The 20,421-nt window shown below is 56.5% G+C and carries 18 protein-coding genes; 4 read left to right on the top strand and 14 right to left on the bottom strand.

The genetic code is table 11. The annotated features are described in order from the left end of the window. Window positions 1–20: 20 nt before the first annotated feature. From AWT75_RS00220 to AWT75_RS20625, 4 genes are all read right to left on the bottom strand, one after another. Window positions 21–2,123 carry a Mu transposase C-terminal domain-containing protein gene (locus tag AWT75_RS00220; RefSeq protein ID WP_062785937.1) on the bottom strand — a complete coding sequence of 701 codons (2,103 nt, stop codon included), beginning with the start codon at window positions 2,121–2,123 and terminating at the stop codon, window positions 21–23. 288 nt (window positions 2,124–2,411) lie between these two features. Next, window positions 2,412–2,633: a hypothetical protein gene (locus tag AWT75_RS21140; protein ID WP_153013192.1), complete on the bottom strand. Its 222-nt coding sequence runs from the start codon at window positions 2,631–2,633 to the stop codon at window positions 2,412–2,414. A 3-nt stretch (window positions 2,634–2,636) separates the two neighbouring features. Next, window positions 2,637–3,110, bottom strand: a complete 474-nt coding sequence (locus AWT75_RS00215) for a hypothetical protein (RefSeq protein WP_153013191.1) — start codon at window positions 3,108–3,110, stop codon at window positions 2,637–2,639. A 61-nt stretch (window positions 3,111–3,171) separates the two neighbouring features. Then, window positions 3,172–3,489, bottom strand: a complete 318-nt coding sequence (locus AWT75_RS20625; protein ID WP_082695871.1) for a helix-turn-helix domain-containing protein — start codon at window positions 3,487–3,489, stop codon at window positions 3,172–3,174. A 37-nt stretch (window positions 3,490–3,526) separates the two neighbouring features. Here AWT75_RS20625 and AWT75_RS00210 point away from each other — a divergent pair, with 37 nt between their 5' ends. Next, on the top strand, window positions 3,527–4,402 hold the full coding sequence (locus tag AWT75_RS00210) for an XRE family transcriptional regulator (RefSeq protein WP_239689402.1): 876 nt from the start codon (window positions 3,527–3,529) through the stop codon (window positions 4,400–4,402). Window positions 4,403–4,820: 418 nt separating this feature from the next. Here AWT75_RS00210 and AWT75_RS00205 read toward each other — a convergent pair whose 3' ends face one another. From AWT75_RS00205 to AWT75_RS00185, 6 genes are all read right to left on the bottom strand, one after another. After that, complete coding sequence (locus tag AWT75_RS00205; RefSeq protein WP_045846038.1) at window positions 4,821–5,045, bottom strand: hypothetical protein; 225 nt, start codon at window positions 5,043–5,045, stop codon at window positions 4,821–4,823. Between the two features lie 266 nt (window positions 5,046–5,311). Then, window positions 5,312–8,377: an efflux RND transporter permease subunit gene (locus AWT75_RS00200; RefSeq protein ID WP_062785928.1), complete on the bottom strand. Its 3,066-nt coding sequence runs from the start codon at window positions 8,375–8,377 to the stop codon at window positions 5,312–5,314. A gap of 9 nt (window positions 8,378–8,386) precedes the next feature. Beyond that, entirely contained in the window at window positions 8,387–9,379 is a 993-nt protein-coding gene (locus AWT75_RS00195) for an efflux RND transporter periplasmic adaptor subunit (protein WP_239689412.1), read from the bottom strand. Then, window positions 9,292–9,513, bottom strand: a complete 222-nt coding sequence (locus tag AWT75_RS22460; protein WP_239689401.1) for a hypothetical protein — start codon at window positions 9,511–9,513, stop codon at window positions 9,292–9,294. The genes AWT75_RS00195 and AWT75_RS22460 overlap by 88 nt, the downstream gene beginning before the upstream one ends. 49 nt (window positions 9,514–9,562) lie before the next feature. Further along, complete coding sequence (locus AWT75_RS00190) at window positions 9,563–11,107, bottom strand: efflux transporter outer membrane subunit (RefSeq protein WP_082695870.1); 1,545 nt, start codon at window positions 11,105–11,107, stop codon at window positions 9,563–9,565. A 77-nt stretch (window positions 11,108–11,184) separates the two neighbouring features. Next, complete coding sequence (locus AWT75_RS00185) at window positions 11,185–11,805, bottom strand: TetR/AcrR family transcriptional regulator (RefSeq protein WP_082695869.1); 621 nt, start codon at window positions 11,803–11,805, stop codon at window positions 11,185–11,187. A 531-nt stretch (window positions 11,806–12,336) separates the two neighbouring features. Between AWT75_RS00185 and AWT75_RS00180 the strand changes: the two genes are divergently transcribed. Then, a complete protein-coding gene (locus AWT75_RS00180; protein WP_062786261.1) occupies window positions 12,337–13,806 on the top strand; it encodes an acetyl-CoA hydrolase/transferase family protein in 1,470 nt (489 codons plus the stop codon). A 219-nt stretch (window positions 13,807–14,025) separates the two neighbouring features. Here AWT75_RS00180 and AWT75_RS00175 read toward each other — a convergent pair whose 3' ends face one another. Beyond that, on the bottom strand, window positions 14,026–15,042 hold the full coding sequence (locus AWT75_RS00175; RefSeq protein ID WP_062785920.1) for a Gfo/Idh/MocA family oxidoreductase: 1,017 nt from the start codon (window positions 15,040–15,042) through the stop codon (window positions 14,026–14,028). Window positions 15,043–15,100: 58 nt separating this feature from the next. Next, on the bottom strand, window positions 15,101–16,087 hold the full coding sequence (gene iolG, locus AWT75_RS00170) for an inositol 2-dehydrogenase (protein WP_062785916.1): 987 nt from the start codon (window positions 16,085–16,087) through the stop codon (window positions 15,101–15,103). A 564-nt stretch (window positions 16,088–16,651) separates the two neighbouring features. Here iolG (AWT75_RS00170) and AWT75_RS00165 point away from each other — a divergent pair. Both AWT75_RS00165 and AWT75_RS20620 read left to right on the top strand, forming a co-directional pair. After that, window positions 16,652–17,380 carry a hypothetical protein gene (locus tag AWT75_RS00165; RefSeq protein WP_153013189.1) on the top strand — a complete coding sequence of 243 codons (729 nt, stop codon included), beginning with the start codon at window positions 16,652–16,654 and terminating at the stop codon, window positions 17,378–17,380. A gap of 2 nt (window positions 17,381–17,382) precedes the next feature. Beyond that, on the top strand, window positions 17,383–18,402 hold the full coding sequence (locus AWT75_RS20620; protein ID WP_082695868.1) for a fatty acid desaturase: 1,020 nt from the start codon (window positions 17,383–17,385) through the stop codon (window positions 18,400–18,402). 121 nt (window positions 18,403–18,523) lie between these two features. Here the strand turns inward: AWT75_RS20620 and iolG (AWT75_RS00160) are convergent, their stop codons facing one another. Both iolG (AWT75_RS00160) and AWT75_RS00155 read right to left on the bottom strand, forming a co-directional pair. Next, window positions 18,524–19,531: a bifunctional inositol 2-dehydrogenase/D-chiro-inositol 1-dehydrogenase gene (iolG, locus tag AWT75_RS00160; RefSeq protein WP_062785909.1), complete on the bottom strand. Its 1,008-nt coding sequence runs from the start codon at window positions 19,529–19,531 to the stop codon at window positions 18,524–18,526. A gap of 40 nt (window positions 19,532–19,571) precedes the next feature. Next, entirely contained in the window at window positions 19,572–20,396 is an 825-nt protein-coding gene (locus tag AWT75_RS00155) for a TIM barrel protein (protein ID WP_062785906.1), read from the bottom strand. Window positions 20,397–20,421 lie beyond the last annotated feature (25 nt).

The following is a 20,421-nucleotide window of genomic DNA, read 5'->3' as shown; positions in this document are numbered from 1 at the left end:
GGCTCCTGTTTTTTGTGGTCTCAGCGCTGGCTGAGGGTTCGGTATTCATTGGTACGGACGTATTTGTTCAGCAGCCAGTCCAGCTCACGTTCGCCCAGCGGTTCGCCACGCTGGTGACGGTCGCGCAGGGTGCAGAAGTAGCGGTACCGGGCATCCGGGGTATCCGGCAGGCTCAGGACATTGCTGGGTGCGGGGGTCGGTTCAACATCAATCACCCGCAGACTAGGTGTCTCAGTGGTCTGCGGCTGACGCTTGGCACGGGCAAGCGCAGCGGCTTCTGCCAGCTGCTCACGTGTGCCGCTGATCAGCCCTGGGATAACAATTTCCTGCTGGGCCTCAATGAGCGGTTGGCCGCGTCGTTCGGCTTGCACCTCTTCCAGATGCACCTGCAGGCGGTTCGCTCTGCCAGCTGCGCGTTTCTCTCTGGCCTGCTCAATCACCGAGACAGGGAAGAAACTGCGAACGTTGGCATTCCATTCCGCTGTGCAAATAAGCCTGCCATCGTCGGCATACACCCAGACCCGGCTGGCATCGTTCACGTCGTAGCCGATGCGCAAGCGCTCGCCGTGGAACTCTTCCAGAGTCCGGCTGAAATAGCGGTTACCGAACAGAGATATTTCACAGCGGCTGATGGTCCGCTCGACTTGTGGTCGAAACAGATAGGCTTCCTCGCCTGGCTGCAAGCGGGTTGGCTCCCATCCCATGGCAACAAATTCGGCCAGCTTCATGTCCGGGCTGATGCCATTCAGTCCGCGATGCGGGCGGGCGTTGTAATCGGCAATCCGCTGGTTGATGAAGGCAATGAAGTTCGACCAGCTGATCAGGTTCACGCTGCCACCATCCTTGATGGCCTTGCGGGTCAGCTTGAACTGGCTCAACTTCGCCTCGCGGTCCATGTCGGCACCGATATAGCTCTGCAGCTCACGGGCGGCGCGAACGAATACCGATTGGTGCAGCCGCTCAACAGCCCCCTTAGCCTGCGAGTTGTAAGGGCGGGCAAAACGCATGTCGGCCCCAAGTCGCCCCATCACGCCAGTCGACTCATTGCGCAGCATGTCGTTTTTGTAGCCGGAGCCATTGTCGACATAGAAGATCGCCATCACGCCCTCACGGGTCACTGCATGGGTGATGGCATCCAGCACAGCAAGTCCAGACTCAGCCAGGCCAACGCTCCAGCCGATGATGCGGCGGGTGGCCACGTCGATGATGGCTGTGATTTCCGGGCGGAATGGCCTGCCATGTAGCGGATGCTGTACCTCGGCGTCGAAGGTATGGCCGTCCGCTGTCCACACGTCATTCGGCAGCAGATCGGAAATATCACGGCGGACAAAGGGCTTGATGTTCTTCATCTCACGTGGGCCGATACGACCAGTTTCCCGCGAGACCGTGCCCAACTTGCCGATGAAGCGGCGCACCTGGTGAATTGATGGCAGCATTTCCGGGCTATCGGTCCAATCCCGTGCAAATTGCTCATAGGCATGGGATACGCTCGGTTTGGAAGGCACTTGCCAGTAATCCAGGAAAGACTTGGCCCAGGCCGGAATTTCCAACACGGCGCTAACCGCAGTTTTCGGGGCAAGCTGCCCTTGTTTTTCAAGTGCGCGCCAGCCTTTGATGCTGCGTACAGATGGGTATGGGCTATCGCCCTTACGGCCACGGCCATCATGGGCAGCACGTAGCATCCGCTCCAGGTGAGGGTCCAGGGTGCCGGCCTTCGCCTGGGTCAGCATGGTGTGAATAGCCGCTTCACGGGTAACACCGCAGCCTGCCATCAGGCGCTCAATGGCAACCAGTACACCCTTGCGGGCACCTTCAACAGTTTGCTGACGGCTAGTCAGTGCCAGCTCCATCTGCTGCGCCTTCATCGGCAAAACAGGTACAGACACAGCGGGGGCGGCAATCATTGACGCCACCAGGCGGTCCTTGATAGCGCGAACAGCTGCGTCAGGAAGGCTGGAGAGGGCGTATTCATAGCCACCGCCACGGCCCTGGCGCTTTTTTGACTCCCATTGTTCAGTCTTGGCCCGGATACCAATCCCCTGGATTGTTCCAGGCATGCCTGGCAGCTTCATTTCCGCCAGTTCTGCAGCGCTGTAGTGGGTTTTAAGTTCGACCTGGCTCATGCCCGGCCTCCTTGTTGGGTGAGGGCTCTGCCAATCTGGGTAGAATGGCGATGCAGGCATCCAACTTGCATGTCATAAACCTTCATTGGAGAGTCCTCATGGGGAAAGTGAAACTTTTTTCGGTGTGCTCTAACAGCACTTGCCACTTCACGGAGAACATCACTGACAGTGGCATGGCTCATTGCGCTTTCTGTCCAAAATGCGGCTCACCGATGGTTACTGCCTGTACAGCGTGCGAACGTCCTATTTGGTACAAGGGCGATTACTGCAGTGGCTGCGGAAAGAGCTTTAAGACCCAATCCGACGCTTAGTGCCACACTTCGGGCAGAACAAGGCATCAACATCTGCTTTGGCTGCCTCTCCTTTTGGCAATGACCAGCCACAGCTACAAAGCTGGGCATACTGCTTTCGGCTTTTATTCGGCAGCGCAGCCTGAATCAGTTGTTTTTGAATGCGAATAAGCCACGGTTTACTGGTCATCGTTCCTGCAACCTTCTTTGCTTTTTTCATCTCTCACTCCTCAAACAGTTCAAGCTCCGGCTGACCGGTTTTAATGACGTTCTCGCGGTGGTACGCGACCTGCGAGAGCACCTCGTTTAGCACGCCCAGCGTTTCTGATAGATCGGACTGACCTCGGTAAAACTGCTCCAGGAGCATCACGGCCTTGCCGAAGTTGGCTTGCATTTCACCCAGGTCGCTGGCCTTGGCCTTTTTGCCAGTCGGGATGCTGACAACCAGCTTTCCGCAGGCAATGGCCAGGTACTCAATGACGTGGGCCGAACCGCAAAGCACTGCGAACTGGAGCAAGCGACCGGCAGGCATCTCGCAGTCGGACACCCAGCGGGCATAGGTGGAACGGTTGGTACCCATCAGCTCTTCCATCTGCTTGCGCGGGCGGCGGTGTGCCTTCAGGGCATTTGCTTCATCAAGATCGAAAGCCTCTGCAAGGCTTGTTGGTCTGCGGGATTTCCCGCCGTTGTTTCTCATGGCATCACTCCTGCCAAAGGGAATCTGCGTGGTGGCCATTTGGTCAGTTCGCCCCTAGCATTCACTCAACAGCAACGGCAGAACGTGATGCCGCTGGGGTATTTACGGAAGAAGGAGGAATGGTTGGAAAAACTGGCTTAAAATGGCGCTTTGCGTAGCGGCTCGGCCAGATGGTCTCCGGCTCAACGCCAATGGCGGCGGCAATAATGTTTTCTGCCTTCGGCCACGGTCTATCCAGGGCATTGTTTAATGCGCAAGGGCTCAAACCAGCCCCGATAGACAGCTTGCGAAGAGACCATCCAGCCTTACGAACGGCCGCCACAATATCCGCCCGGTGCCAATCCTCGGCGGGTTTTTTTTGGGTTGTGGATGTGCTCATTTCTTAATCTCTTGCTGTGATTAGGTGAGCACATGATATGACCAAAAAGGTTCAAAGTAAACATGAAAAGGTTCATTTTCATGTTCAAAACAATCCCTCTTGTTGCCATTTCCGCAACTTGTTGACTTGTTTGCTTAAAATTCAAAGGCTTACCATGAACTCTAAAGCTGAAAAAAATTTAGACAATCAACTTTCAAGTTCAAAGCCCGAACCTGAAAGCTCAGGATTCCACCAAAGGCTTTCATCGCTGCTTCCTGCATTCAAAAGCGTTCGCGCCTTTGCGACTGCATCTGGCGTATCGCAAACAGGCCTGCAGCGATTGATTAATGGAGGTGAACCAACACTATCTACCTTGGTTGCTCTGGCTAAAGCTGGCGGCGTATCGGTTGAGTGGCTTGCCACTGGTGAAGGCCCATCACCCAAGGATCAGGTGACCAGTAGTAGTAAGAATGATTGCCCATGCCATGACACCCTGGGCAATCCAGTGGACCTATCCGAGTTCGTCTTCATCCCTCGCTACAATCTCAAGGCTGCAGCAGGGCATGGCGCGGCGGTAGCTGGCGAAAAGCCCATGTTCTCCATGTCTTTCCGGCGCTACTGGATAGATAACTTCCTGCGAATTGACCCCAAGGACCTATCAGTCCTATCGGTAAAGGGGGACTCAATGGAGGGGGTTCTGAATGACAGGGATGTCATCCTGGTTAATCACGCAGACACGTCGCCAACAACTGGGCTGTATGTGCTGCGCATTGAGGGGGACTTGCTTGTTAAGCGAGTTCAGAAGCTAATTGGCGGTCGCCTCAAGATACTGAGCGCCAATGAGTCCTATGAGCCGTTTGAAGTTGATCTGAACAATCCTGGTGGCGATTTTGCAGTCGTTGGCCGCGTGGTCTGGTTTGGCCGTCAACTCTGACGCCTGACGCCAGTGCAAATAACTTGCAAAAAGTGCCATTTCTGGCCTTGTGCATGTAACTCTTTCGCAAAATTTAAACAGCGGGTGCCTTGGGACGGTTTATTGGATGAAACGCTTGCCTGGCGCGGCTGATCCCGTTTCATCCCATTTAGTCCCGCTGATCTCTCCCTGTGCAATTAACCTCAGCACACCACACCAGGGCAAGGCTGTGGGGAGCGGATATTCAGTTTGACTGGTTCCTGCCGGATGTTGATTGTTTCCATCCTTCCGGGAATGGGGCGAGGGGTGAGAAGTGCAAAGAGCCACCGCTCTCTTGCGAGGTGGGTAGCTCCTGTTTGTCATTTTTTGTGCGTTGGCTTGCAGCTGTATTCCAGCCTGGCCAATGCGATTGGGTCGCTGATCGTACAGCGCACCTAGATTAGCCGATATCCAGTCGGCGAATCACTGTTTCCAGGATCTGCGCTTTGTCGGCCCATTGCGGGTGCAACAGCTTTTCTGCCCGCTCAATGGCCTGGCAAGCCGGGCAGTCGACCTGACGATCGTCAGATCCGTTTTCCGGGCAGTTGGCACGACGGATATGCGGGGTTTCGCCGGTGGCAACACGCAGCAGGCCTTCCATGGCTGCCTTGATTGCTTTATCCATTTGGTTATCTCCTGTTGGGGGATGTCTTGCAATGATGGAATGACAGCAAGCAGAACCTGATACCCGGTGAGGCATCGTTGGTCGGCGCGCAAGATATGCGCTGGACGCCATGTGCAGCATGGCCGGTTCCGTTGCTGCTGATGTCTGGATAATAGTGCATGGTTCCGGACATTCATTTTGCCTAGGTCAATAAAGCTTCACTTTCCGCGATACCGGTATGAAAAAAGCCCGCACATGGCGGGCTTTCTGTGTACATCGACAGGGTATCAGGCGATATCTGCTGCCGATGTGCTGGTTTGGTCCTTTGCTTCCTTGTTGCCATGTTCTGATGCCAGTGCCATATACATGGCAGGCACCACGAACAAGGTGAACAAGGTGCCGATGGACAGGCCGGTGAAAATCACCAGACCCATTGCATGGCGACCAGCGGCACCCGCACCGGAGGCAATCACCAGCGGGATGACGCCAAATACCATGGCAGCGGTGGTCATCAGGATGGGGCGCAGCCGGATTTCTGCCGCACCGACGATGGCATCCAGCTTGCTGGCACCCTTGCTGCGCAGGTCGTTGGCGACTTCCACAATCAGGATGCCGTGCTTGCTGATCAGACCCATCAGCGTCACCAGGCCCACCTCGGTGTAGATGTTGATGGAGGAGAAGCCCAGGAAGATGAAGATCATCGCGCCAAACAGTGCCAGCGGTACCGAGACCAGAATCACCACGGGGTCGCGGAAGCTTTCAAACAGCGCAGCCAGGGTGAGGAACACGATGATGACGGCAAACAGCATGGTGAGAGCAAAGCCACCGGATTCCTGGCTGAACTGGCGCGAAGGGCCTGCGTAATCCACGGTATAACCACTGGGCGCAATTTCCTTCAGCGTGTCTTCCAGGTATTTGAGCACTTCGCCTTGTGCCTGGCCGGATACACCGGACAGGGTGGCCGAATTCTGTTGCTGGAAGCGGGTAATCGATTCCGGCACCACTTCGGTCTTCAGTTTGGCGATGGTGGACAGGGCAATCACACCGGAATTGGGCGTGCGGACCTGGTAGTCCAGCAGCTGCGCCGGGTTCAGTCTGTCCTTCTGCAGCAATTGCGGGATGACCTTGTAGGAGCGGCCGTCAATGGAGAAGTAGTTGACATAACCGCCTCCCATGGCTGCGCTCATGGCATTGGCGACATCTTGCTGGGTCATGCCCATGGCGGTGGCTTTGTCCCGGTCGATCACCACGGTGGTTTGCGGTGCATCGATTTTCAGGTCCACGTCGGCAAAGTAGAACTTGCCAGAGCTTTGCGCCTTGTTCAGCAGCTGCTGTGCCACTTCATTCAGGTTTTCAAACGGTTCGGTGGTCTTGATGACAAACTGGATCGGCAAGCCGGATGAGCCCGGCAGTGGTGGGAACTGGAAGGCCGCTACCCGTGCACCGGCAATCTTGTTCCAGCGGTTTTGCAGATCCTGCTGGATCTCCTTGGCACTGCGCGTTCTGTCCTCCCACGGTTTGAGCAGAATGCCGCCAATGCCGGCATTGACAGTCGGCGTGCCGGTGATCTGGAACATCTGCTCGTATTCTGGCGTGGCCTTGCTGATGGCAAACATTTGCTGTGCATAAGTCTGCATCTGGTCTGCTGTGGCGGTGGGCGAGCCGACAATCTGGCCCAGTACGATGCCTTGGTCTTCTTCCGGTGCCAGTTCGGACTGCGACATCTTGGTCATCACGCCCAGCAGTGCCAGCATGATGACGGCCATCACCACCAGTACCTGCCAGGTTTCCAGCAGGCTGTGCAGCAGGCGACGGTAGCCGTTCTGCACCTTTTCGAAGGTGTGGTCGATGGCTTTGACCAGGCGGCCTTCATCCTGCTCGGGCCGGAAGAAGCGCGAGCACATCATGGGTGACAGGGTGAGGGCCACCACGCCGGACACCGTAACGGCGGAGGCCAGGGTAAAGGCGAACTCGGTAAACAGTGCACCGGTCAGGCCACCCTGGAAGCCGATGGGCACATACACGGCCACCAGTACCACGGTCATGGCCAGAATCGGGCTGCCCAGTTCGCGTGCCGCGATGATGGAGGCTTCAAACGGCGACTTGCCTTCCTTCATGTGCCGGTCGACGTTTTCCACCACGATGATGGCGTCGTCCACCACCAGGCCAATCGCCAGCACCAGTGCCAGCAGGGTAAGCAGGTTGATGGAGTAGCCCAGCAGCAACATCATGAAGAAGGTGCCGATCAGCGACAGCGGCATGGCAATCACCGGCACCAGCACGGCGCGGAAGCTGCCGAGGAACAGGAAGATCACCACGGTCACGATGACCAGCGCTTCGAGCAGGGTCTTCACCACTTCATGAATGGAGGTGTTGATGAAGTCGGTGGAGTCATACACGATTTGCCCGGTAAGGCCGGAGGGCAGTTGCTTCTGGATGGCTGGGAAGGCTTCACGTACCGTCTTGGCAACATCCAGGATGTTGGCTTCCGGTGCCACCTTGATACCGATGAACACCGAGCGTTCGCCACTGAAAGCCACGTTAAAGTCGTAGTTCTCCGAGCCCAGGGTAACGGTGGCAATGTCCTCCAGCCGCACAATGGCATCACCATTCTGCTTGATGGCCAGCTTCTTGAACTCTTCCACGCTGTGCAGATCAGTCGCCGCAGTCAGCGGAATGCTGACCATCTGCCCCTTGCTCTTGCCTACGGCAGCCAGCACGTTGTTACTGGCCAGTGCATTGCTCACGTCGGTGGCAGTCACGCCGTGGGCAGCCATCTTGTTGGCATCCAGCCAGGCCCGCAGGGCGAACTGGCGCGCCCCCAGCAACTCGGCTGTCTGTACCCCCGGAATGGCGTCCAGCTTGGGCTTGACCACCCGGTTCAGAAAGTCCGTTACCGAGTTGTTGGCCAGCGTCTTGCTGTAAAACCCAAGATACATGGCGTCCGTGGTCTGGCCGGTCTGTACGGTGAGCACCGGCTGCTGCGCCTGCGCGGGCAGCTGGTTTTTCACCGAGTTGACCTGGGTGTTGATTTCGGTCAGCGCCCGGTTGGCATCGTAGTTCAGCCGCAGGTTGGCGGTGATGGTGGACACCCCGCTATTGCTGGTGGAGGACATGTAGTCAATGCCCTGTGCCTGGGCAATGGCCCCTTCCAGCGGCTGGGTGATGAAGCCGGCAATGGTTTTGGCATCCGCACCGTAATAGGTGGTGGAAATGGTGACCACGGCATTCTGGGTTTGCGGGTACTGGTTGACTGGCAGGCCAAACAGCGAGCGCAAGCCCAGCACCACCAGCAGCAAGCTGATGGTGGTGGCCAGCACCGGTCTCCGGATGAAGATATCGGTAAAGTTCATGGCGCGCCCTTACTGTTCCTGCGGAGTCGGGTTGGGGTTGTTTGCCGGCTGTACGCTGTTGTTGATGGCCACGGCAATACCGTTTTTCAGCTTGACCTGGCCGGAAGTGACAACCTGATCCCCTTCCTTCACACCGCTGAGAATGGCCACCTGGTCGCCACGGGTCGGCCCGGTCTGCACGAATACCTGCTTGGCCACCAGATTGCCACCTGCAGCTGAAGCATCCTTGCCGGCCGGCACCACCACGAACACGGTGGAACCGTAGGCGTTATAGGTAATTGCTGTCTGCGGCAGGGTGAGGTAGGGCTGTTGCTTGCCGGTGTCCAGGCTGGCATTGGCAAACATGCCGGGTAGCAGCTTGCGGCCCGGGTTGGCAATCAAGGCCTGCACCTGCACGTTGCGGGTGTTGGGATCGACCTTGGGGTTGATGGCGTTTACGCTGCCGACAAACTGCTTGTCAGCGGTGCCGTCGGTCTGAACCACCACTTTCTGGCCGGTATGAACGGCAGAAAGCTGGCTTTGCGGCAGGTTGAAGTCGATATGGATAGGGTCGATCTGTTGCAGGGTGACAATCTTGTCACCGGCATTCAGGTACTGGCCCGGATTGACGCTGGTGATGCCCACCCGTCCGGCAAACGGAGCGCGAATGGTTTTCTTGGCCACCACCGCAGCCTGTTGCGCCACTTGCGCCTTCTTGCTTTTCAGGTCGGCGGCATCGTTGTCCACCTGAGACTGCGCGACACCCTGCACCGCCAGTTGCGCCTGGTCCCGCTTCAGCGTGATGGCGGCCAGTTCGGCTGCCGCTTCCAGTGCATGCAACTGGGCCACGTTGGCATCGGCGTTCAGTTGTACCAGCACATCACCGGCCTTCACGTCCTGCCCTGACTGGAAATGGACGCTGCGCACCTGGCCGGCTACTTCGCTACTGATATCCACGCCATGTTCGGCGCTGAGCGTGCCGACGGATTTGAGTTGCGGTTGCCATTGGCTGGTGTGCGCGATGATGGTGCTGACAACCTGCGGCGTCGGCTTGGGTGCGCAGCCATCAGGCTGCGGATATGCATGAAGAAGCCCAGCCCCAGCACCACTACCAGCAGCACTATGCCTCCCAGCATGATGAACATTCGCTTGGTCATATTGCTTTCCTTTTATCTCTCTAGATTGCGTGTTGTTTGTGTGCCGGGCTCAGGGCCGGGCCTGGGCGGACTGCTCTGCATTGCCATCGTTGCCATTGCGGTTCCACCAGCCACCGCCAAGTGCCAGGAATAGCGCAGCGGAATCGGCATGCCGGCTGGCGCTGGCGCTGATCAGGCTGATGCGGGCCTGCTGCCAGGTGCGCTGGGCATCCAGCAGTGCCAGCTGGCTGACTGCACCCAGCCGGAAGCGCTTTTCCGTCAGCTGCAGGGTTTCGCGTGCACGGGCTTCGGCTTCGGTCTGGGCTTGCAGGGTGCTGGCATCGGCGCTGACGGCCCGCAGGCTGTCGGCCACGTTCTGGAAGCCCTTGAGCACGGTATCCCGGTACTGGGCCTGCGCCTGTTCGAATGCGGCATCCGCAGCACGTTTCTTGGCGCGCAAGGAACCACCGTCAAACAGGGACTGAGTGACACCGGCACCGATGCTCCACAGGCTAAGCCCGGTGGTGGCCGGGCCAACAAACAAGCGCTCGCGGGTGAAGCTGCCAGTCAGGTTGATTTGCGGATACTGGTTGGCCGTGGCCACACCAACTGCGGCGCCGGCCTGTTGCAGCAAGGCCTCGCTGGCACGGATGTCCGGACGCTGGCGAACCAGTTCGGATGGCAGGGAGACGGGTAATTCGGCGGGCAGTTGCAGGCTGTCCAGGGTGAATTCCGGCAGACCCTGTTCAGACGGGAATTTGCCGACATATACCGCCAGCTGGTGGCGGGTGAGGTCCAGTGCCTTTTCCAGCGGAGAGAGCTGCGCGCGGGTTTGTGCCACCAGTGTGGCTTGCGACAGCACGTTGCTGCGGGCCACGCCACCCAGTGCCGCCTGTTTTTCCACAATGCGCAGTTGTTGTTCGCTGGCGGCGAGCATCTCCTGCGTCGCTTGCAGCTGGGCGCGTTGCGAAGCTTCCTGAATGGCGGTGGTCACCACGTTGAAGATCAGGGTCTGGTAAGTGGCTTCCAGCTGGTAGCGCTGATAGTCGGTAGCCGCCATCAGTCCCAGCAATTGCTGGCGATTGGCACCGAACAGGTCCAGCGAATAAGACACGTTCAGACCGGCGCTCAGCACGTTGTAGGTGGATGGCGTGCTGCCTGATAACAGCTGGTGTTGCCGGCTGCCGCCCAATTGACCGCTGACCGAAGGATATTGCAGCGAACCAGCCGCCGCATTGTAGTTTTCCTCCGCCTGCTTCAGTGCTGCGCGCGCAGCGCCCAGGCTGGGGTTGTTCTGCAACGCTTCGCGCACCAGTTTGTCCAGTGCCGGGGAGCGGAACAGCTGCCACCACTCGTCAGGCAGCTGCTGGCCATAGGCCAGGTGCTGCGAAATGCCGCTATTGCCGATGCCGGTGGGGCTGGCTGCCGTTTGCTGGTCAGCCAGTTTGCTGCCGTAGTTTTGCATCTGGCTGTCAACCATCTGCGGTGCCCGTGCGGGCGGCGTCAGCGTGCAGCCGCTCAGGCCAAGACCCAGCAACAGGGGCAGCAAGGCGCGTTGCGCGATCAGGGTCCGGCTATGTGCTTGTCGGCCGGGAGAGGGGGTGGGATGCATCATGATGCTCCTGTTACATTTCATGCCGATCCCTTGCAAAAGGGTGTTGGCATTGTCCTGCCTTATGGGCGAGTTGATTCCTAGGATTTTTCTGATCTTTGTGTCGGATGTGACGCAAGGACCAGCCGGTCAAAGGCCAGCAAAAAGCGATGCCGGGCTTCGGCATGATCTTCCGGGGTGCAACTGTTCAGGTTGCGCAGCGCGATGCCGGCAATGGTGCTGTGGAACAGCGCCAGCTCATCGGTACTGCAGGTGATGCCGTATTGCTGGAATGCTTCTTTCTTGTTGTTCAACATGCGGCGGTCAAAATCGCTGATCCACTGCTTGAGCCGCGGGTCGGTTTCTGCTGCCACGGTAACCGCCACCATCAGGCGGGCAATGCGGGTGTCACATACGTTGTTGCACATCCGCAGCCGGAAATCCTCCAGGCTGCCCAAGGCGGCAGGTTCGCTGCAGTCCTGAGCATTGATCACCAATTGACAGCCGTGTTCCACCACCACGGTTAATAAATCGTTGCGGGTGGGAAAGTAATAAGTCAGATGGCTTTGCCGCAGCCCGGCCTGGCGCGCAACCTTGCTTTGGCTGAATCCCATGATACCGTCATGAAGCAGGACTTCCAAGGCGGCTTCAATCAGCCGGGTGCGCGGGTCCTTGTCTGTATCGGCGGGGACGGACTTTCTGGATGCTCGGGATGCTGACATGGTATTTGGTTGAATTACCAAAATCAGTAGAAGCTAACAATGTTTAACCCTTAAATCCAGTACTCGCGGTCGAATTAACTGGCCTGGCGGTCAAATATGGATATTTGATGCAAATTTGATACAGAACAAGAAGGATGCGCGTGGACTGTTGCCGCAATGTTTGCCGGTTTGGCACTACAGGAAACAGGGGGAAGATAAATATGCCAATTAAATCATATTGCGTGAATAAAAATTCAAATGACATTTTTGTTGAGCGAAAAATCAAGGGCTACCCTATATCAGCTTTGGTCAAACAGGTTTTGATTCAGGTCATGTTTTGCCTGATTAGTTCTCCGCAATCCGGTTGAAGCTGCTTAAGTAGCAGGCTTGGCTAGCTGACGTGAACGTAAGACAAAGTTGGCAGCCAGTAACAAGCCGACACTTCAGAACGGCACGACGCTCGATAAAACACCAGGCCGCAACAGGCCGGAAATTGCAAGGGAACAACAAGTGGAACAACGCATTCACCATGCCGGTCTGGCAGGGAAAATCATGTCGGCTGAGGAGGCCGCCACACACATCCAGCCGGGCATGACCGTGGGCATGAGCGGGTTTACCGGCTCGGGCTACCCCAAGGCAGTGCCGCTGGCGCTGGCTGGCCGTATTGAAGCAGCGCAGGGACGCGGCGAGAAGTTCGCCCTGCGTGTGCTTACCGGGGCCTCCACCGCGCCGGAGCTGGATGGCGCGCTGGCCAAGGCCGGTGGCATTGATTTTCGCCTGCCTTACCAGTCAGACCCGGAGCTGCGCGCACGCATCAACCGTGGCGAAATCGACTATATGGATGTGCATCTGGGCCAGGTGGCGCAATACACCTGGTTCGGCTTTCTGGGCAAGATCGACCTGGCGGTGGTGGAAGTGGCGGGCATCCTGCCGGATGGCCGGCTGATTCCGTCCACCTCCATCGGTAATAACAAGACCTGGCTGGACCTGGCCGACAAGGTGATTCTGGAAGTCAACAGCACCCAGCCGCTGGGGCTGGATGGCATGCATGACATCTATTACGGTACGGCACTGCCGCCCAACCGCCAGCCGATTCCGCTGACCCAGGCGGGTGACCGCATTGGCGAGCCGTATTTACGGGTGGACCCGGCCAAGGTGGTGGCGGTGGTGCAAACCCATGCACCTGACCGTCTGGGCCGCTTTACCCCGCCGGACGAAACCAGCCAGCGCATTGCCGGGCATCTGGTGGAATTCCTCAAGCATGAAATCAGGATGGGCCGTTTGCCGGAGAACCTGCTGCCGCTGCAATCCGGCGTCGGCAATATCGCCAATGCGGTGCTGGGCGGCTTGCGTGATGGTGGTTTCACCAATCTGACCGCCTTTACCGAGGTGATTCAGGACGGCATGCTGGATTTGATCCGCACCGACACCATTCGCATGGCCTCGGCCACCGCCTTGTCACTCAGCCCGGAAGGCGTGCAGGAGTTTGCCCGCAATATCGACCATTACCGTGAACGCATCGTGCTGCGGCCGCAGGAAATCTCCAACCATGCCGAACTGGTTCGCCGTCTGGGCTGTATCGGCATCAATGGCATGGTGGAGGCCGACCTGTACGGCAACGTCAACTCCACCCATGTGGCCGGCACCTCCATCATCAACGGCATTGGCGGCTCAGGTGACTTTGCCCGTAACGGCTTCCTGTCCTGCTTTGTCACCCCCAGCACCGCCAAAAACGGCGCGATTTCCTGCATCGTGCCCATGGTCAGCCATGTCGACCACACCGAGCACGACGTCTGCATCATCGTTACCGAGCAGGGCCTGGCCGATTTGCGCGGCCTGTCGCCCAAACAGCGTGCGCGCACGGTGATTGCCAATTGTGCCCACCCGGACTACCGCCCGTTACTGCAGGATTACTTCGACCGCGCCTGCCGCGACAGCAAGGGCAAGCACACTCCGCATTTGCTGGGCGAAGCATTGTCCTGGCATGAGCGGCTGGTGGAGCAGGGCAGCATGCGGCCCTGAGTCCCGGCCTGTGCGGGCCAACTGATGGAAACAAAAAGCCCTTGCTGTGAAGCAAGGGCTCAGGCTGCGGACAAGGTTATTTGGTGCGATTGCCTTGGACCCTGCCAAGTGATTGATTCCGCAGCCTGTCCATCTATTCCCGATCCCCCCGCCCTTTCCCTGAGAAGGAGCAGAAAGCGAGAGGGGGCGATCATCTGCCGCCATTAAGCGCGTGTCGGTTTACAGCTCCACTACCTGCTTGCTGCGCAGGGCCTGGGTGATGGCCAGGCCAATGCGGGTGGCTTCGGTGGCATCGGCCAGGCTCAGTGCCAAGGGCTGATCGTGCAGCACGGCATCGACAAAGTGCTGGGCTTCGCTGACAAAGGCCTCGGCAAAGCGCTGGTAGAAATCCTGCACGCATTCATTGCGCATGCCATGGGCATCGCTGATGTCCACCCGGTTGGCGCGTGGGTTGGCACCCACGGTCAGCCTTCCGGCGGTGGCAAAGATTTCGGTCAGGGTTTCGTGGCCATGCGCCTGGGTGCGCGAGGCATAGAAGCAGGCCAGCTTGCCATCGGCAAACTCCAGCATGGCCACGCCATTGTCCACGTCACCGCAATCGGCCAGTGCCGGGTGCAAGGCATTGGTGCCGGTGGCCCAGACGCGTAGCGGTTGGGGCGAACCCAGCAGCCAGCGCGCCAGGTCGATATCGTGAATGCTGCAATCCATGAAAATGCCGCCGCTGCTGGGGGCAAATTTGACGAAAAAGCCGTTTTCGTCGTTCAGGTCGCAGGTTTGCGAGCGCAACAGATAGGGCTGGCCTACCAGGCCTTGTTGCAGTTTTTCCGCTGCATCCTGATAGCTGGCATCAAAGCGGCGTACAAAACCCACCATGGCCTTGAGCTGCGGATAATCGGCAGCCACAGCCTCCACCTTCTGACAATCTTCCACATTCAAGGCCAGCGGCTTTTCGCAGAACACATGCTTGCCCGCACGCAGGCAGGCGATGATCTGCTGGGCATGCAGCGCGGTGGGGGTGACCAGGAAAACGGCCTCGACATCAGGCTCGGCCAGCATGGCCTCCAGCGTGTGGTGGCGGTGGACGCCGGGCAGGTGCTCTGCCGCCCAGCCCAGTTCTTCATCGACCGGTGAGCAGGCTGCCACCAGCCGGGCACCACGAATGCGGTCGCGCAGATTGAGCGCATGACGGCAGCCCAGCCGGCCCAGGCCGACAATGCCGATATTGAGTTCAGACATGACTTCTCCCTGCCCACCGGCAAAATGGCGGCGGGCATGTGATAGAGGAAGGGAAGGCTTACAGGCTGATCAGGCGGTTTTCCTGCCAGGAGCGGGTGGCCGCATCGGCCAGCTCCAGTGCCTTGACGCCGTCTTCCACCGTGGTGCGCGGGGTGACGCCGCGCTGTACCACGTCAAAGAAATGCGCCATTTCCAGCGCATAGGCAGCACGGTAGCGTTCCAGGAAAAAGTGTTCCGGCAGATCGGTGCTGACTTGCTGGCCACCATAGGCAGTCACTTCGGTAGGGCGGTGATTGCCGGCCTGCAACATGCCCAGGCTGCCCAGCACTTCAAAGCGCTGGTCGTAACCATAGGCAGCGCGGCGGCTGGTGTTGATCTGGCACAGGCGGCCGGAGCGGGTACGGATGGTCACCGCGGTGGTGTCGGCGTCTCCTGCCTCACCAATGGCCGGGTCGGTCAGCACACTGGCCGTGGCCTGCACGCTGACGGCTTCGTCAGCCAGAATCCAGCGGCAGATGTCGAAGTCGTGAATCAGCATGTCCTTGAAAATGCCGCCGGAGCGCTTGATGTAGTCCACCGGCGGCGCACCCGGGTCGCGGCTGGTTACCACCAGCACTTCCGGCTGGCCGATTTCCCCGGCTTCAATGCGCGCTTTCACTGCGGCAAAAGTAGGGTCGTAGCGGCGCTGGAAGCCGATCAGGCAGGCCACGCCTGCTTCTTTCACCGCAGCGGCACACTGGCGTGCGCGTTCCAGCGTCAGGTCCACCGGCTTTTCGCAGAAGATGGCCTTGCCATGCGCCGCAGCACGCAGGATGAGGTCGGCATGGGTATCGGTACTGGAGGCAATGACGACTGCGCCGACTTCCGGGTCGGCCAGTGCGCTGTCAATATCGCTTACGCTGGCGCCGTATTGCGCCGCCAGTTCCTGCGCCGAAGGCTGGTGGGTGTCGACGACATACTTCAGGCGTGCACCGGGCTGGGCGGCCAGGTTGGCGGCGTGGATCTTGCCGATACGGCCGGCACCGAACAGGGCTACTGCGGTCATTGCTGTCTCCTCATACGTGTTGTTGGCCAACCGTGCTGCGGGCTGGTCTGCTTTGCTGATGAGTATATGTTAGAAAAAAAATTCTGAAAATAATTTTTTGGAAATATATTTTCCAACACATCAGATCTGGCCTGCCCCGCTTCCGCAGAAGCGCAGCATCAGATGCATCGCCGTATCAAGCCACGGAGTCTCTGCTTGTCGCAGATGGAGGCTCGGATGTCTCCAGCGCTCTGCCACGTGACTTTGCAGATAGTGCTGGCATGCGCGTGCGTATCCAGCCTGGCAAGCAGAAGTCAACTGGTGCTGGCAGTTATTTTGATAGGGACAATCATTATTTGCATAAAAGCTAACTGTGATAAATTCCATTGGAATTTTAATTGGAATTACAAATGGAATTTTATTGCCCTTATTGTAAATCTCAGTTCATTGATGATTTCGAACTGCTAGAACCCAATTACCTACATCGTATTTGTTGTGAACAATGCCAACAATTTTTTTGGATGATATTGGCCGAGTGTAGTTGTGGCGAGTTAGTGGTGTCGACGATCAGGATGGAGAATGCTGATGGATCTGATAAACAGCTTGAATAATCAATTGTTCGATTTTTCTGAAGTGCTCGATGCGAATGATTTGATAAGAAAGATACGAACCGACTTAAATGTTTTTTTCGTTGACGGTTTTGTCTTTAAGTTGGTGAGTAATTTTCACGGTGAAAATCCAGTTTTTGATTATTTATCTGGTGGTCAACATGCTGTGTGTGATGAGTACGAGCGTCGGCATTGGGATGGCATAGATCCATTTTTTTTACATGCGCAGCAAAGGATTGTGCCATTCGATAAAATAAATGAGGATGACTTGAATCTTGCTCAGCAAGATATGGTGCGTTATTTGAATGAAAGCGGCTATAAAAATTATTGTATTATCCCATTGCATAGTAAGTATGGAGTGGGTGTAAGGTTTGCAGTGTTTTATCTATGGTCAAAGTTGCAAGGTAGTCATGCTAAGATTAATTTAAATAATCTGTCGGCCATATTGGTTTCTTATGGCTATTATATATTTGATTGTTTTGTTGAGTTGCGACGCAGCTACTTTATGAAATACTTTGAATTTTCAGATGTGGATTTGTTGATTGTTAAAATGGTTTGTAGTGGTTTGAGTGTGGAAGGGATGGCTGTGAAGCTAAATGTTGGTGAAAGAATGATTAAGAAAAGAATTGAGAGTATAACTAATATCTATGAGGCGAATGGGGAGTCAGACTTTTTTCGTGCATCAACTAGGTTTATGTTGGTGTAGCTATGATTTTCATCATTCCATTGTTTATTCCATTCTTGCTATTGTTGGAATCAATTCTTTCACTCAATTTCTTGCTTGCTATTTTAGTATTTGTTTTATTTCCTATTGTCAGCAAGTTGATAGGTCCTCTTCGCCCTGGTGATATTATTGTGCGCGGTAGGCTGAACAAAGCTGTAGCTAATATTTCGCTATGTTTGTATCCATGTGTATCTTTGTTTGCCATGTATTATGTTTTAATTAGATTTGTATATGTTGATTTTTCAGTGCTATCTTCTTTATTTGTCTTTTTCTCATTGTGGTTGGTTGCTTCTTTGAATTTGCCGGTTCTTCATGAAATGATTCATCGTGAAGATGTGTTGACTAAATTGTACTGTGAAGCTTTGCTTATTTTGTTTGTGTTTCCGATTTTTAAAGAGGATCACCTGGCGCATCATGTGAGGGAGGGACATGATGGGTCAAGTGATTATGGGAATGTTGGCGTTAGTGTTTACAGATTTCTATTGTGTAGGCCGATCTGGGTTGTGCGTGATGTGTGGCATTTAAATCGGCTGGTGTTGTGTGATATACGTTTGGTTCGATTTTTTATTATTTTGCGATTATTGCTATCGTGTGCTTTGTGGATTTACATTGTTCGTGCAAATAGTAAAGTAGCATTCCTTTGGCTCATTGCTATCTTTCTTGTTCATCTTTCATATGGTGTTATTTCATATGTGCAGCATTATGGCTTGTCAGCAGTTGAAGGGGATTTTCAGTTTTCTTCATACTCGTGGAGTCATGATTGTTTGATACAGGCTATTTTATTGTATGGTAATTCCTTGCACCACGATCATCATCGAAGTAAAAATAAAAATTTTACCGATCTTTGTTTGTATCCGCGCAGTTTAATCACTCCTTATTCGTATTTGTATCTGTTTTTTATTGCATTTTCCCCTCGATTTTTTGATCGGGTCATGAGGGAAGAGTTGAGCAAATATCATCAATCTCCATCAGGCTTGGATGGTGGCAGGCACTACTTTTGTTGAACATGTTTGTTTGCCTAACTTGGGCCGTTTGGATTCTTGAGTGTGCGATGAAAAAAGCCACAGTAGCTGTTGGCCACCGTGGCAAGTCCGAGGAAGTGTGCTGCAGAGAACGCAGGAAAAATCAGTAGAACTCAGGACGCTCCGGCATGCTGATGCCAACCACGGCACCGTTTTGCTGTGCCAGCACGCAGGCATCTGCAGCCACGGCGGCAGCGTAGCCATCCCAGGCGGAGGGGCCGGTGAGAAAACCGGCCTGCACACCGTCGATGAAAGCTTGCAGCTCTACGTCGTAAGCGGCGATGAAGCGTTGCTTCCAGTCAGTGAGGATGGCGGTGGAGTAGCTGGCCGCGCTGCGTAGCGGCACGCTGGACGGTTCGGGCAGGCTGGCAATGCCGGTTTCGCCCACGATCTGGCACTGGATGTCATAGCCATACTGGCAGTTGACGAAGATTTCCACATCGATGCGCACGCCGCTGACGGTTTCCAGCAACACGATCTGCGGGTCGGCCAGATGCGGCAGCGCATGGCTGCTCTTGCGCGGGAAAACCACCTGCGCCGAGACATAGTCTTCGTCCAGCAGCCAACGCAGGACGTCCAGCTCGTGAATCAGCGTATCTGTAATGGCCATCGGTGTGGTGTAGTTCTCACCCACCGAGGGGTTGCGATGAGCGCAGTGCAGCATCAGCGGAGCACCGATACGACCTTCCTGCAGTACTTGCTTGAGCGCACGGTATCCGGCGTCATAGGGACGCATGAAGCCAACTTGCACCAGCCGTTTGCCACGTGCCAGTTCAGCATTAACGATGCGCATGCAGCCCTCGGCAGTGACGGCCAGCGGTTTTTCGCAGAATACCGGTTTGCCGGCGGCAATGGCGGCCAGCACAAATTCTTCATGGCTTGAGCCCCAGGAGGTAACCAGCACCGCCTCCACCGCCGGGTCGTTGATCAGCGCCTGGGCGCTGTCGTGTACGCTGGCGACCAACTGGTATTGCTTTACCGTGGCCTCGGCTTGCAAGGGGTTAATGTCGTTGACGGCAACCACGCTTGCGCCGGACAGGGTCTGGCTGATGCGGCGGATGTGGTCCTGCCCGATGGCTCCGGTGCCGATGACACCAATGGCTAAACTCATGTTTGTCTCCTTGGTCTTGCTTGTTGTGTGATCTGCCGGTTTAGCCGGCCAGTTGCTGGCGGATGTAATCCATGCTGTTACGCAGCAGGGCTTCGCTGTCCGGCGCTTCCATGATCTCGTTGGCAAAGGGTTCGAACGACACCAGGCCCTGGTAGCCACGGGCCAGCAGCTCCTTTAATTGCGGGATATTGCCCAGCCGGTCGGCACTGCCAACCAGCACGCGGTGGCCGTCACGCATTTCTGTGCTGGCCAGGGTCGTGGATTCCACGCCGGAGATGTGCACCAGCCCGGTCAGTTCCGGGAAGAAAATGTTTTCGCCGGCCAGATGGTGGTGGAAGGTGTCGTGCACCAGGCGGAAGTGGCGTTCACCTGCCGCCGCGTAGATGGCGGTGACTGCTTCGGACTTGCGGCGCAGCGCACATTCCTCGAAACCCAGCGGCTCCACCAGTCCGGTAATGCCGTGGTCGTCCAGAATGGGCTTAAGTTGTTTGAGCGCATGGATAAGGTCCTGCTGGCGCTGGCTGTCAGTGCGCCTGTCATCGCGGCTGTTGAGCGGGCACATCACCAGCGCCTCTGCACCACAGTCGCGGGCATAGGCGGCCAGCTGTACGACACGTTGTTGCAGGTCGGTATCAAACACATCAAAAGGATAGAGCGCATTGATGGTGCGGATGGTGATGTCCGCCTCGACGGCAGCTGCGCGCAGCTGTGCGGCCGGGGTGCCATTGCTGATTTCCACACCGTTCAGGTCGTTGCGGATTTCTATGTCGCTCACACCCAGTCGGCGGCACATGGCCAGATAGTCGGGAAAGGACAGGTGCGGTGCGCTGATACGGTTGATGGCAAAGCGGATGTTGTGGCGCATGGTGGTCTTTCTGTGAATGAGGGTA

The organism is Aquitalea pelogenes, from assembly GCF_001515305.1.
In the GTDB taxonomy this organism is placed as follows: Bacteria; Pseudomonadota; Gammaproteobacteria; order Burkholderiales; family Chromobacteriaceae; genus Aquitalea; species Aquitalea pelogenes.
The sequence above is the reverse complement of the archived record's forward strand: the minus strand, read 5'-3'. Positions and strand labels throughout refer to the sequence as shown.

Coding starts and splice junctions, on each gene's coding strand:
- AWT75_RS00220 (WP_062785937.1), bottom strand. CDS start 2,123: ATGAGCCAGGTCGAACTTAAAACCCACTACAGCGCTGCAGAACTGGCG.
- AWT75_RS21140 (WP_153013192.1), bottom strand. CDS start 2,633: ATGAAAAAAGCAAAGAAGGTTGCAGGAACGATGACCAGTAAACCGTGG.
- AWT75_RS00215 (WP_153013191.1), bottom strand. CDS start 3,110: ATGAGAAACAACGGCGGGAAATCCCGCAGACCAACAAGCCTTGCAGAG.
- AWT75_RS20625 (WP_082695871.1), bottom strand. CDS start 3,489: ATGAGCACATCCACAACCCAAAAAAAACCCGCCGAGGATTGGCACCGG.
- AWT75_RS00210 (WP_239689402.1), top strand. CDS start 3,527: ATGACCAAAAAGGTTCAAAGTAAACATGAAAAGGTTCATTTTCATGTT.
- AWT75_RS00205 (WP_045846038.1), bottom strand. CDS start 5,045: ATGGATAAAGCAATCAAGGCAGCCATGGAAGGCCTGCTGCGTGTTGCC.
- AWT75_RS00200 (WP_062785928.1), bottom strand. CDS start 8,377: ATGAACTTTACCGATATCTTCATCCGGAGACCGGTGCTGGCCACCACC.
- AWT75_RS22460 (WP_239689401.1), bottom strand. CDS start 9,513: ATGACCAAGCGAATGTTCATCATGCTGGGAGGCATAGTGCTGCTGGTA.
- AWT75_RS00190 (WP_082695870.1), bottom strand. CDS start 11,107: ATGATGCATCCCACCCCCTCTCCCGGCCGACAAGCACATAGCCGGACC.
- AWT75_RS00185 (WP_082695869.1), bottom strand. CDS start 11,805: ATGTCAGCATCCCGAGCATCCAGAAAGTCCGTCCCCGCCGATACAGAC.
- AWT75_RS00180 (WP_062786261.1), top strand. CDS start 12,337: ATGTCGGCTGAGGAGGCCGCCACACACATCCAGCCGGGCATGACCGTG.
- AWT75_RS00175 (WP_062785920.1), bottom strand. CDS start 15,042: ATGTCTGAACTCAATATCGGCATTGTCGGCCTGGGCCGGCTGGGCTGC.
- iolG (WP_062785916.1), bottom strand. CDS start 16,087: ATGACCGCAGTAGCCCTGTTCGGTGCCGGCCGTATCGGCAAGATCCAC.
- AWT75_RS00165 (WP_153013189.1), top strand. CDS start 16,652: ATGGATCTGATAAACAGCTTGAATAATCAATTGTTCGATTTTTCTGAA.
- AWT75_RS20620 (WP_082695868.1), top strand. CDS start 17,383: ATGATTTTCATCATTCCATTGTTTATTCCATTCTTGCTATTGTTGGAA.
- iolG (WP_062785909.1), bottom strand. CDS start 19,531: ATGAGTTTAGCCATTGGTGTCATCGGCACCGGAGCCATCGGGCAGGAC.
- AWT75_RS00155 (WP_062785906.1), bottom strand. CDS start 20,396: ATGCGCCACAACATCCGCTTTGCCATCAACCGTATCAGCGCACCGCAC.